We start from the raw sequence: 12,434 nt of genomic DNA, 5'->3' as shown, positions 1-12,434 counted from the left end.
AAGTTGAGGTCGCAGGCTTTCCTGCATCGGGGGAAGGCCGCTGACGGCCTTCCCGGGCTGTGCTTGTGAGGAGCTTGTGATGCAGGAGAACCGCATCGTCGTGGTCACCGGAGCGACCGGGCGGCAGGGGGGCGCGACCGCCCGCGCGCTGCTTGCCCGCGGCTGGGAGGTTCGCGCCCTGGTGCGTGACCCGGAGTCGCCGCAAGCGCTGGCGTTGCAGGAGGCCGGGGCGGTGCTGGTGCGCGGCGACCTGGACGACGAGGCCTCGCTGGACGCGGCTCTGGCCGGGGCATACGGAGTGTTCAGCGTGCAGACCTTCACCGGCCCGGACGCGTTCGCCGGCGAAGTACGCCAGGGCAAGGCGGTGGCGCAGGCGGCGGCTCGCGCCCGTGTCGCACACTTCGTCTACAGCTCCGTCGACGGCGCCGACCGGCCCGGCCGGGTGCAGCACTTCGCGAGCAAGGGCGAGGTCGAACGGCACATCGAAGCTCTCGGATTGCCCGCGACGATCCTGCGGCCGACGTTCTTCATCACCAACTTCGAGCACCTCGGCCCCCAGTGGGTCGGCGGCGAGCTCATGTTCACCCTGGCGCTCGACCCGCAGACCCGACTGCAGATGATCACCCCCGACGACATAGGGACCTTCGCCGCCGACGCCTTCGACGCCCCGGCTGACCATCTGGGCCGAACCATCGAGATAGCCGGGGACGAACTCACCGGCCCGCAGATCGCCGAGGTCTTCGCCCGCGCCGCCGACCGCCCGGTGCGCTTCGCGCCCCAGCCGATCGAGCAGATCCGCGCTCACAGCGAGGAGATGGCCGAGATGTTCGACTGGTTCAACACGGTCGGGTTCCGCGCGGACGTCCTCGCCCTGCGCGCGGCACACCCCTCCCTGACCACGCTGCAGGACTGGGTCGGCGCGCACTGGTCGACGCCGGCGCTACGCGATTCCGCGACAGCGTGAAGCCGCCGCCGAATTTGGAGTACGCGGCGAAGGTCCAGATCGCCCGCGTGAAGTCCGTCTCGAACGGCGTCAACCCGGACCGCTGACCCGTCAGGCGGTCCGAAAGGGCGGGCCGGCACCGCCAACCTTCTGGGATGCGTGGTGCCGGCAGTCCCCTCCCCTTCGCAGTGCACCACCTCGGTGCCCTTGGGGATGTGGCAGGCGCGGCCGTCCTGGCCGCTGCGCTGCTCCTGGTGCTGTTCCTCGCCGGCGAAGGGGATCTGTGGAGCCGGCACCTCGCCGTGGCGGCGGGCCTCGCCGTCGTCGCGGTGGTGCTGCTCTGCGTCTGGGCCGTCATCGAGCTGCGCAGCACGGCGCCCCTGGTCGATGTGCGGGCGGCACGGCACCCGGCGGTCGCCGGGGCGAACATCGCCATGTTCGTCGGCGAGATCGGCATGTACCTCCTGCTCACGCTCATCATCCGGTACGCGCAGACGCCGCACGGCGCCGGCTACGGCTTCGGGCTGACGACCTTCGTCGCCGGGCTGGTCCTCATCCCGTTCTCGGTGCTGGGGTTCGTCGCCGGCAAGCTCACGCCGCGGGTCCGGAAGCGGATCGCCGATTCCCTGCTCCTGGCCGGCAGCGCCGTCGTGGTCGGCAGCGGGTTCGCCCTGTTCGCGGCGGCCCGCTCGGACCTGGCCGAACTGTTCGCGGCGATGGGCGTGCTCGGCTTCGGCGTCGGCGGCTTCTCGGCCGCCATGCCCGGCGTCATCCTGGCCGTCACCCCAAAGAGCGAGACGTCGAGCGCCATGAGCTTCCACCACGTCGTCCTCAGCGTCGGATACCCCCTGGGCAGTGCCACCGGCCCCGATATGGAGTCGCGACACTCTGTGACCGCTGGAGCGACTGAGCCCGTCCCGCCGTCACGGCCGTCAGTCCCCCGCCTTGGGCCGCCAACCGGAGGCCCACTCATCGAGCGGGGCGAGAGATTCTCGAAGGGTCCTGCCCTGTTCGGTGAGCAAGTACCCCTCGCCGGCGTTCTCGACGAGATCGGCCTGTCCAAGCTCGCGAAGCCTGTCTGCCAGGACGCTTGATGACACGCCGCCGCATCGCTGCTGGAGCTGGCGGAAGGTCGGAGATGAGCCGTCCCGTAGCTCCCACAGCACTCGCAGCGCCCAGCGTCGGCCCAAGAGGTCCAGGAGCGCCATGATCGGGCGCCCCGTGTGCGAGCCGCGGACCCGGCGGCCTGGGAGTGGTGTTGGTCGTGTCATCTGCTTCCCTTTCCGAAGCGTCAATGTTAACGTCCCGCTATGCCTCTGAAATCGAAGCAGCCTCGCATCGAGCCGCTCTCGCCGCCCTATGGCGAGGGAGCCAGCGAGGCCCTTGAGCTCCTCGGGCATTCCCCCATCCAGCTGTTCCGGGTGTGGGCCCGCCGGCCCGAGCTCGCCCGCTCCATCGCGGGCTGGGGAAGCTACTACTTCTCTCGGCGCTCCGCTCTCACTGTGCGCCAGCGCGAGCTGGTCATCGACCGGACCACCGCGCTGTGTGGCGCCGACTACGAGTGGGCTGTGCACGTCGCGGGCTTCGCCGAGAAGGTGGGACTCGACGCGGCGCAGCTCGCGTCCCTCGCGAAGGGAAGCCCGACGGACGACTGCTGGCACACCGCCGATCGTGCCGTGCTCAAAGCGGTCGACGAGCTCCATGCGACCTTTGACCTCTCCGACGACACCTGGGCGAACCTGGTCGCTGTCGCCGATGAAGATGCCGCACTCGATCTGGTCTTGATGTGCGGTTGGTACCACGCCATCTCGTTCGCCGTCAGAGCCCTCCGCCTGCCCCTTGAACCCGGCACCGAGCCGATCTCCGCACACTGATCTAAGTCACATGCACTCATCCCAACACTGGAGGTGCCAAGCCCAAGGGCTACTGGGTCAGCGTCTACCGCACCATTTCAGACCCTGAGAAGCTGGCTGCTTACAACAAGCTGGCCCGCCTGGCCGTCGAGGCCGGGGGCGGTCGAACCCTCGTCCGTAGCGGTCGGGTCGTGGCGCATGACGCCGGAATCGCCGAGCGCACCGTCCTGGTCGAGTTCGACAGCTTCGAGCAGGCCGTCGCGGCACGCGAGAGCGCGGCCTACCAGGAGGCGCTGGTCGCCCTCTCCGACGGCGTCGAGCGCGACGTCCGCTTCGTCGAAGGCATCGACTGACCGAGATCCAGTCGGAGCTTCACTAAAGGCTCACAGAGCTCCAAGGGGCTCGACTCGCCTTCACCAGCGCATGTCGGTCGTCCCACTCAGCCTCGGCTGCGCGCCTTCTGACCACCGTCCCTCGAACCCTCAGTTCCATCGACAGAGAGGAAGCGCAATGCCGCGACCCGCACCACCGTGGTGCCTCCACCGCGACGAACAGCACTTCCTATGGCATCCGGCCAGGATGGCATGCCGGCGGACCAGGCGTCGGGCGAGGACGAGCCGGCGCACGCGTTCGGCAGATGGGGTGGACGCTAGCCCCTCAACCAGGTGAGGGCTTCCTCACGACTCGCGGACGAACGGGAGGCATGGGTGTGCCGCCGGGCCGGCACGGGTGACGGTCCCCCAGGGGAGCTCATGCACGACGCGTCTGCTGTCACACTGGTCTCATGCCGAAGAAGCGAACGTCAGACAAGAGCTTCGCCGACGTGGTGGCTGCCATGGAATCCGCGGAAGGGTCCGATCCGGTGGAGGGCGGGCGCTCGCCGGCGAGTTCGGGTGAGCTTGTCGACGAGCGGGGCTGTCTGTGGACGAAGAGCCGGGGGCCGCTGGACGTCCGGATGGTCAAGCGGCTCGTGCGGGGCGCGGACGAGGTGATCGTCGGGGAGGGCGCCGGGGAGGTGCTGCGGCCCGTGCCGGCAGAGGAGCGCGAGGCGGCGTGGGCACTGATCAAGGACGGACTCGACACGGCCGGGTCGGAGACGTGGACGTACCAGGCGTACGAGTTCCGCTCCGAGGACGGCCGCATCCTGCTGTACGTCGAGGAGTTCTGCTGACGCCTCACGGTCGGCATACGCAAGCTGCGCGTCGGGGCGGTCAGGAGATTCTGACCGCCCCGACGCTCGTTTCACCTCTCTCCGCTCACCAGCCTGCTGCTCACCAGCGGTAGTGGTTCGTGCGGAAGATCCGTCCGAATCGGTTGATGAAGTCGACGTGGACGTGGTTGCCGGAACCGCACGGACCGCGGTAGCGGCAGCGGCCTCCGGTCCGCGCGACCTGCTTGGCGTGGCGGATCGCCGAGGCCTTGCTGCTGAAGCGGGTGGGGTGCCACCAGTTCAGGACGTTGCGCTTCTTGGGGATGTAGCGGGCGCAGTTGTGGACCAGCGCCGACCGGCCGTCGGTGGCCACGAAGTAGGTGTGGCTGCCGGCGACGGTCAGGTTGAAGACGGTGCGGACCGCCTGCGTCCGGCTGGTGGCCGTGACCGTCGGCGCGAACCCGGTCGGGTTGGCCAGGCGCGAGCCCGGGGTCAGCCGGAACGCGTCGATCCAGCCGCGGCCCTGGACGAAGAACGGGTGGTTGGCGGTCGCGGTGATCTTCTTCGACCGTCCGTCGCCGTCCGCGTCCACGGACAGGGTGACGAGATCCTTGGTGCCGTGACCGATGATCACGTCGGAGACGGGCGAGACGGTGGTCTCACCGGTGATCTCGTCGACCGCCTGGACCAGGTCTCCGACCTCCACCTGGCTGATCGGCCGGGTGCTGCCGTCGGCCATGACGACCGGCGTCTCGGGCAGGAAGGAGTTCCATCGGCAGCTGCGGCCGATGGCCCGTGCGGCCCGCAGGGCCCGATAGCCGCGGTAGGCGCGGTAGCCCCAGGCGGCGGCGCCGAGGCCGGGGATGAAGCCTGCCGCGGTGAGCGCGATGTCCCACTTGTTGCGCCAGGCCCAGCGCTTGGCCTTCTTGAAGAACTTCTTCCAGCCCCACTTGCCGTCGAGGTCGAAGCAGTTGATCGGGTCGGCCGAGCAGTACTCGTAGGCGTTGGCGTTGCCGCCGCGCTGGGGGTCGACGGACAGGAACCGGCCGGTGGCGGGGTTGTACTGGCGTACGCCCATGAGGGTGAAGCCGGCCACTGTCTCGCTGGAGCGCTGCTTGCCGCCCAGCCAGCCGTAGCGCACGGCCTGCTGTTTGTCGCGCGGGTTGCCGTACTCGTCGGTGTCCAGAACGATCGGGGCCTCGCCCGCGTTGAGCGGGAGCTGGAGCGCCACGTCGCCGTGGATGTCGGTGAACTGCAGCACCGTGTCACCGGTGGCGCTGGTGACCGCCCCGAGGTTCCCGGACAGGGAGTCCACGTTGCGGGTCAGGGCGCCGGTGGCGGTGTTCTCGATGATCCAGCGAGGATTGTCGTTGTCGCCGTCGTAGTGGTTGAGCTTGTTCTCGGTCGGCGACCAGGTTCCGCCGCTGTTGCTCTCCACGGTCCAGCCGCGGAAGCGCAGGGCGGCGTCGAGGCTCCAGGTCTGCCGCTTGCTGCCGACAGTCTGCTGGTAGGCGAGGTCGTTGGCGTAGAAGCCGACGCTCACGCCGCCCGGCAGGGCAGTGGTGCGGCCGAACGCGTCGTAGGCGTAGCCCGTGTCGGTGATGCGGTCGGCGCTGTCGAACGTCGAGGTCTTGCTGGTCCCTCCGGTGGTCGGGCAGTCCAGACCGGGCGCCGAGGTGGCCGTGGTCAGGGACGTGCGGTTGGCGTGCTTGTCGAACCCGTAGGTCCGCCGGGTGCAGACGGTGTCCACGGTGTCGTCGACCTGGACGAGACGGCCGACGGCGTCGTAGCGGTAGGTCTGGTCCGACCAGCCGGCGTGGCTGGTGGTCTGGCCCTGCACGGATTCGGTGACCGCGTCGGACATCACCACGGTGCCGTCGCTGTCACGGGTGTACGTGCGGGCGACGGCGGCGCCGGTGGTGTCCTCGGTCTGGGTGACCGTGTAGCCGCCGGGGAGCTTCTCCGTGGCGACCGAGCCGTCCGCGTCGTACGTCGCCTGGAAGACGCCCGCGACGGAGTCCGTCGCCTTCGTGGCCAGGCCCCGCGGCTCGACGGTGTGGTCATAGGTGAAGGTGACGCTGGACGGGACGGTGTCACTGACCCTGACCGGGCGGTCCAGCAGGTCGTACTCGGTGGTGGTTTTGCCGCCGTCGGCGTCCGTGTACGAGGTGAGCCGGCCGAGCTTGTCGTAGACCCGGGTGATGGTGCCGCCGGTCGGCGACGTCGTACGCAACTCCTGCCCGGTGGCCGGGTCGTACTCGGTCGTGGCGTCCGGGACGGCCTGGCCGGTGCCGCCGGTGACCTTCACGGTGACGCGACGGCCCGCCGCGTCGTAGGTGGTGGTCGTGGTCCGCGTGACACCGTTCGCGGTGTCCGTGCCGACCGTGGCGTTGCCCCACCAGTCGTACTCGGTGGTGGTGGTCGGCAGTTGGGCGGGGTTGCTGCCGCCACCGGTGATGGCGCCGCCCGGTCCGGTGGAGCACACCAGGTCGGCCCACTCCGGGCGGCCGGCGCACGCGCCGGTGCCGGACGCGGACCAGTAGGAGGTCACCACGGTGCCCGCGTCGGCGCCGGTGCTGCCCGTGTTGTACGTCTTGACCACACGGCCGAGCGAGTCGTACTCGGTCGTGGTGGTGATCGCCAGGCCCGCCGGGTCCTGGATCGACTTCACCGGCAGGCCCTTGGCCCAGTCGTACACGGTCTGCACGACGCGCGTCTCGCCGTGCACACCCGGGTGCTCACGGACCTCGGCGCCCGTGGTGACCTTGGTGACCTGGTCCTTGACCTTGGCGGTGCCGTCGGTCGGGCGGCCCTCGTCGTAGGCGTTGACCGTCCAGCTGCGGGCGGTGACCGGCGAGCCCGCCGCCACCAGGGTGGTGGTGCCGGACTTCAGGTCCGCCGTGAGGTCGATACGGTGCAGCGGACCGAACTCCTCCAGCTCCCGGGTGCCGTTGCCGTTGTAGACGGACTTGGTGGTGAGCAGGTCGGCGCGTTCGGACGAGGCCAGCGAGGCGATGCCCAGCTCGGCCTGCGTCGCACGGTCCGCAACCGTCGTCCCGAGTGCCACGTCCCGGTTGGCCGCCGTCAGCTCACGGACGGTGTTGCCGAAACGGTCGTACTCGGTCGTGGTGATGTGCCCGCCGGGCGTCGCGGCGTTCACCGCACGGCCCGAGGCGCCCATGTAGGTGATGTCCGCGCGCTGGTAGGACGCGGCCGTCAGGGCGGCGCCCGCGTTCGACGCCGGGACGGCGTCGGCGGGGAACACGGCGGTCGCGTCGGTCGGCACGTCCGTCTGGCCCCACGCCTTCACATCGGCGGCGCCCATCTTGTAGGGGGCAGCGGTGCCGGTGAGCGGCACGTCGTAGACGACGCTGGTGGCGGCCTCCCCCTCGACCACGTCGAGGGTGCCCTGCTTCAGCGCGGGCCGCGACGCCTTGAGCAGCATGCCGTCACCGGCGGCGGAGCCGGAGCCGGCCTTGCCGTACGTGAACGTCCACGGCAGCTGACCGGGCGGGGTGACCTGGGTGACGCGGCCCGCGCCGTCATAGGCGTACTGCGTCTTCAGCACGGGGCTGATCAGCGGATTCCACGTCTCGATGAGCCGGCCGGCGACGTCGTAGCGGTAGGTCTGGACGACCTTGGAGGTCGCCGCGGCGGCGCCGGGGTCGGTCGACCACAGGCGGATCTCCTTCACCTGGCCGGCGAAGTCACCGAGGGAGGTGGCGTTCGCGGTGGTGGTCGTGGCGTACACGAACTCCAGCGAGCGGCAGCCCCTGGTGGCCGGGGTGGCCGTGCAGGTCGCGGCGGACGCGGCCGACGTCGGCGCGATGACGCGCTTGGGGCGGGCCAGCGTCTTGCCGGAGGCGTTCACCGTCTCGGAGACCACGGTCGTCGAGGTCTGGGCCAGGCCGTCCATCAGCGCGCTGGACACCTGCCAGGTGGTCGCGGCCGGGTCCGGCTTGGTGAACTCGGTGACCGTTCCCTCGGTGTCGGAAAGGGTGAAGCTGCCGGTCACACTGCCGGTGAGGGTCAGCTCCTCCGAGCCGGGCTCCGGTATCCAGCCGGTCTTCGCCGCGTTGGCGGTGAAGGAGATCTCCTCGCCCTCCAGGTCCACCACGGCCACGGCCGTGTCGGAGATCCGCTGAAGGTGCGAGTAGTCGGAGTCGGTGGCCTCGGCGGCCGTGCCCGACACCCACTCCTTTCCGAAGATGGCCACCTGGCCGGCCTGCTGCGCGCCGGCGTCCGGCTTGCGGGAGGACGCGGTGCGGGTCACCGACAGGTCGAAGTGCGTGGTGTCGGTGGCGGACAGGGTGAAGTCACCGGTCAGCAGGTTCAGCTGGCCTGGGCCGATTTCGTCGGTCGCGGCGCCTGAGGCGGTGCGGTCGACGACGACGTTCAGCGGCTGCGTGCTGCCCGAGGCGCTGTCGGGACCCGTGAAGTCGGCCTTGATCTGGACGGTGCCGTCCGGGTCGACCGTGCTGGTCGCGTCCCACACCAGCTGGGCGTTGCGGCCGGCCGTGAGCGGCACGGGCCAGGCGGTCAGCGGTGTGCCGCCCGAGGTGACCTGCGCCGCGGGGATCTGCGTCCATGCGTCGGCCTCGGAGCGGCGCCAGGAGAACGACACCTTGTCGTACTTCGATCCGTCGGCTTCCGCGACGAGCGGCAGGCGTCGGGCGGTGCGCTCGCCCTCGTCGGGCTGGACGAAGCCGCCCGGCCCGGCGTGGAAGGTGTACTCGACGGCCTCGGACTTGTTGTCGGCCTTGTCGACTTGCCGGACCTGCAAGGTGTGCGTGCCGTCCTTGGGCGGGGCGATGCTGAGGGCCTTGGCGGCGGTGGAGCCGCCGGTGGCGACCTTCGTCCAGGTCACGCCGTCCAGCGTCCACTCAAGCCAGTTGTGGTCGGTGCCGCTGGGAGTGACGGTGAAGGTGCCGGCCTGGCCTGCGCCCCTGACCCACGCGGTGGACGGGTAGTCCGTGGACGTGATCGACGTGGGGGCGGAAGGCGCCGAGGTGTCGACCGTGAAGGTCTTCCACTCCGACCAGCCGAGGTTGTAGTGCGTGCCGTCGTACGGCGACGTCCGGAACCTGTACGTCTTGCCGTTGCCGAGCACACCGGCCGGGACGGTCACGGAGGCGACCTGCCCGGAGTTCACCCACGGAGAGACGATGACGTTGCCGACCTGGGTGTTGGTGGCGGAGTCGAAGATCTGGAAGGTGCCGTTGACCTTGTCACCGTTGGGGTCGACAAAGGTGTCCCGCAGGGTCGGGGTCGTGGTGTTGACCACGTAGGCGCCGCTGTAGGAGTAGTACGGCGGGCCCGCCTCCTGCTTGGTGCCCGTGCGCGGCCGGTAGTTGTACGTCACGACCAGCTTGGGCGGGTTGGCGGCGGCGTTGGCGGAGTTGACGCGCTTCCACTGCCCGGTGACGGCCTCGTCGGAGGCGCGCAGGCCCATGTGGGACTTCGCGGCCTTCGCCGACGCCCACTCCTGCACCAGCGTGGTGACGTCGGCGTTGATCCAGCCGTCCGGCTGGGTGGTGCAGGAGGCGTTGCCCCGGGTCTCCGAGGATGTGGCCTTCTGCGCGATCCACGCCGGCTGGGCTGTCCAGCGCGAGGAGGTCGAGGCGGCCCCGGTGGACCACACCTCCCACGGTTGGTTCGGGCAGGAGGAGCCGGTGTAGTTGCCGGAGTGGAAGTTCCACAGTGACAGCTTGGCGTCCATCACCAGCGCGTCGGCGATCGGCGCGGTGTTCCAGGAAATGAACGAACGGGCCGTGCGGAAGGTGCCGTCGGCGTTCTTCGTGCCCGGGTTGCCCAGGTCCAACTCGGTGTCGGCGGACCAGTCGACGGTCTCGCCCTGCTGGACGTAGGTGTCGAAGACGTTGCTGAGCGCGGAGGTGGACGGGTCGACCGTCACCGGGTACTTCGTCCGCGGATCGGCGAGGAACTGCGCGTCCGGGGTGAGGACGAGGTCGACCGAGCCCCTGCGCTGGACCACCTTCAGGCCGACCTTCGCGCGGTGGGTGTGCTCTCCGGAGACCTTGTCGGTCGTGGCGTCCCACATCACGGGGGCGGGCATGACGGCCCGCCTGTTGTTCTTGCGGTCGGTGAAGAGGACGCTGCCGTCCCTCAGTTGCTTGACATTCAGGCCCTTGGCCTTCAGCGGCAGCGTGTAGGTGTAGCCGGTCGTGGCCGGGCGCTGCCGGATGTCGACGTACTGCTCGTATCCGGTACGGGTCGCCTCGACGACGACGTCGGCACCGGGCAAGGCGTCCACGTAGGTGGCGCGGGTGCCGTCGAGCCGCGGCTTGGGCAGGCCGCCCTTCCACTGCAGGGTGATCTGCTGGTCGCCCTCGCCCAGGGTCACGAGGTCGCGTGCCCCGGCGGTGGCTGCCTCCCGCAGCGAGCGGGCCTTGGCGCCGCCGCCGACGTTGAGCCGCAAGCCGTTGGGGTGGCCGACGGGCTCGACCGCGCCGCCGGCCTGTTCGACCAGCGTGAGGTCCACCGGGCGCCAGCGGCCGTCCTCCTGGAACCGGATCGGGCCGGCCGTGAGCTCGGTGGTGAGCGAACCGTCCTTGTTCGCCCACGTCGTGGACGTCTCGGTCCGTTCGGAAAGGGCCTCGACACGTCGCCCTGACAGTCGCGCGGCCACTCGGGCCGAGGGGATGTCAGCGGCCTGTGTCACGGCCGGCTTCGGCTGCTTGCCGGCCTTGTCCGGTGAGTCGGCGGCGGCCGCCGTGCTTGTGCCGTCGAGCAGCGAGACGGCCAAGGCCAGGGCCACGCTCCCCGCCACGTAGCGGAGTGTTCCCCCCGACCAAGGCCTGCCCCGCTCATGTGGAGCGGGCTTATGGATCGTCATGAGTCTCGGCTTCTTCGTAGTTTGCTGTGTGCCACCTGTGTGACACCGCCGTAAAGGTAAGAGGGAGGTAAGAGGCAGGGAAGGGCGACAAGTTGGCACAACTGACCCTTGATGGGGCTCAAGTGCGCAGTGATATGAGTCACCCAGCCGGCCTGGGCGAAGTTGAGGCTTGCCGGGGTGCCGCGAGGGTGCGCGGTGGAATCTGATGCGAGACACTCACAACTGGGCCGCCCCCGGCCCGCGTCGGGTGCCGATGCGAGTCGCGCGGAGCGTCGTTCTGACGTACCTGGCCCTCTACACCGTGAGGTCAGTCTGCGGTGGCATATGAGGATCGCGGCGATGGCGAGGAGGTGCTCCGGCTTGTGCTCGTAGCAGCGGTGGAGGAGCGGCAGCCGGACAGTCAGGAGGTGGTCCGCTCCACGACCCAGCGGTGCCGGCCCAGCTGGCGGGATAACTCGATGCCCTTGCGGGCAAGGCGGTGCCGGATGCCACGAGAAGCGAGCCATCTCCTAGAAGGGAGTGGCCTTCTTCCTCGGATGCCGGTCGCTGAACTGCGGTGGACCAGCTGGAGGCATGCCGGCGCCATTTAATTCACCGCGTATTCACCGCAGGGTGCAGCTCCGCCGGACCCGTCAATGCGGGGTGGCCAGCGCGGCTCGGCGGGCTGGGCAGGCGGACAGCGTCCGGCCCGAGGGGGTGAGTGACCAGTCGTCGTCCTCGAGGGCCGGGCCGCCGTCCATCAGGCGGTGCAGGCCAACTCGTGCGCGGGCGGCCACCACGCGGTTGAGGACTTCGGCCTTGCCCATCTCCATCGAGTGCAGAAGGGCCGGCCGCCCGGATGCGGCGTTGGCCAGGGCGACGCCTAGGGTGAGGGCGGATTTGCCCATGGCGGGGCGGCCGGCCACCACGATCACGTTGCCCGGCCGCATCTTGACCACCATGTCGAGGTCCGCCAGCCCGGTCACGGCCGCAGCCTCGATCGGTTCTTCCAGTGATTTGAGGTGGTCGAGCAGGTCGTCGCCGAGGCGACCGAAGTGCGCGTCGGCCTCGCCGTCGCCCACGGCCAGGGCGTCAAGTTCGGCCCGGTGCGCGCGGATCGCGTCGGGCACCTCGGTGGGCGCCACCTGCCGCGCCGTCTGCTGGGCACGGGTGAGGGCGGCCGTGTAGCGGCGCACCGCGAGGTAGCCCTGCACCAACTCGGCGTACTGCTCGACCAGATCCGGGCCACACGCGTCGGAGGCCGGCTGGGAGAGGCGGACCGGACCGCCGGCACGCTCCAGCTCACCGGTACGGCGCAGCTCCGCCTCGACCATCGGCACGCCTGTCGCGCGGCTCGACCCGTGTAACCGGACGATCGCCGACCACACCAGCTGATTCGCCGGCGACAGTGCCTCGCCGTCCTTCAGCACCCGGGCCGCATCGGCCACCGCGTCATAGGCCGGAGTCGCCATCAGGCAGGCCCCCAGTACGCGGGCCTCGGCCAGCCACGGCTGCGTGGGCAGCGGCCTGTCCCAGCAGATCAGCGGTCCGGCGCTTCGATCGCACGCCAGCGCGCGACCGCCGTCAACGGTCGCGGCGACGGTGGGCGACGCGACGACATGACGGCAGGGCAGGCAGAGGCGACCGTCGTCT

At 70.0% G+C, this 12,434-nt stretch carries 6 protein-coding genes and 2 pseudogenes; 4 read left to right on the top strand and 4 right to left on the bottom strand.

Annotated elements, in window-relative coordinates:
* The first annotated feature begins 79 nt into the window (after positions 1-79).
* Positions 80-964: an NmrA/HSCARG family protein gene (locus ACZ67Q_RS29385; RefSeq protein ID WP_471188172.1), complete on the top strand. Its 885-nt coding sequence runs from the start codon at positions 80-82 to the stop codon at positions 962-964.
* 911 nt (positions 965-1,875) lie between these two features.
* Here the strand turns inward: ACZ67Q_RS29385 and ACZ67Q_RS29380 are convergent.
* Positions 1,876-2,151, bottom strand: a complete 276-nt coding sequence (locus ACZ67Q_RS29380; protein WP_471188167.1) for a winged helix-turn-helix transcriptional regulator — start codon at positions 2,149-2,151, stop codon at positions 1,876-1,878.
* A 102-nt stretch (positions 2,152-2,253) separates the two neighbouring features.
* On the opposite strand from ACZ67Q_RS29380, the gene ACZ67Q_RS29375 reads away from it, so the two are divergent.
* The 3 genes and pseudogenes from ACZ67Q_RS29375 (at position 2,254) to ACZ67Q_RS29365 (ending at position 3,967) form a co-directional block, all read left to right on the top strand.
* A complete protein-coding gene (locus ACZ67Q_RS29375; RefSeq protein ID WP_471188165.1) occupies positions 2,254-2,817 on the top strand; it encodes a carboxymuconolactone decarboxylase family protein in 564 nt (187 codons plus the stop codon).
* 41 nt (positions 2,818-2,858) lie between these two features.
* A pseudogene (locus ACZ67Q_RS29370) lies at positions 2,859-3,149 on the top strand (DUF1330 domain-containing protein); the annotation flags it as partial.
* 431 nt (positions 3,150-3,580) lie between these two features.
* The gene (locus ACZ67Q_RS29365; protein ID WP_471188163.1) at positions 3,581-3,967 is read left to right on the top strand and encodes a hypothetical protein; all 387 of its coding nucleotides are present in this window, start codon (positions 3,581-3,583) and stop codon (positions 3,965-3,967) included.
* Between the two features lie 100 nt (positions 3,968-4,067).
* Here ACZ67Q_RS29365 and ACZ67Q_RS29360 read toward each other — a convergent pair whose 3' ends face one another.
* The 3 genes and pseudogenes from ACZ67Q_RS29360 to ACZ67Q_RS29350 form a co-directional block, all read right to left on the bottom strand.
* A complete protein-coding gene (locus ACZ67Q_RS29360; protein ID WP_471188621.1) occupies positions 4,068-10,712 on the bottom strand; it encodes a polymorphic toxin-type HINT domain-containing protein in 6,645 nt (2,214 codons plus the stop codon).
* A 499-nt stretch (positions 10,713-11,211) separates the two neighbouring features.
* Positions 11,212-11,298 (bottom strand): annotated as a pseudogene (locus ACZ67Q_RS29355) (IS5/IS1182 family transposase); the annotation flags it as partial.
* A 136-nt stretch (positions 11,299-11,434) separates the two neighbouring features.
* The gene (locus ACZ67Q_RS29350) at positions 11,435-12,286 is read right to left on the bottom strand and encodes a DnaB-like helicase C-terminal domain-containing protein (protein ID WP_471188619.1); all 852 of its coding nucleotides are present in this window, start codon (positions 12,284-12,286) and stop codon (positions 11,435-11,437) included.
* Between the last annotated feature and the right edge of the window lie 148 nt (positions 12,287-12,434).

It is taken from the genome of Streptomyces sp. NPDC036813 (assembly GCF_055609245.1).
This window is presented reverse-complemented; position numbering and strand designations above follow the sequence as displayed.

Bases quoted from the DNA above. Each gene is read 5' to 3' on its own strand.
- ACZ67Q_RS29385 (WP_471188172.1), top strand. From the start codon at position 80: ATGCAGGAGAACCGCATCGTCGTGGTCACCGGAGCGACCGGGCGGCAG.
- ACZ67Q_RS29380 (WP_471188167.1), bottom strand. From the start codon at position 2,151: ATGGCGCTCCTGGACCTCTTGGGCCGACGCTGGGCGCTGCGAGTGCTG.
- ACZ67Q_RS29375 (WP_471188165.1), top strand. From the start codon at position 2,254: ATGCCTCTGAAATCGAAGCAGCCTCGCATCGAGCCGCTCTCGCCGCCC.
- ACZ67Q_RS29365 (WP_471188163.1), top strand. From the start codon at position 3,581: ATGCCGAAGAAGCGAACGTCAGACAAGAGCTTCGCCGACGTGGTGGCT.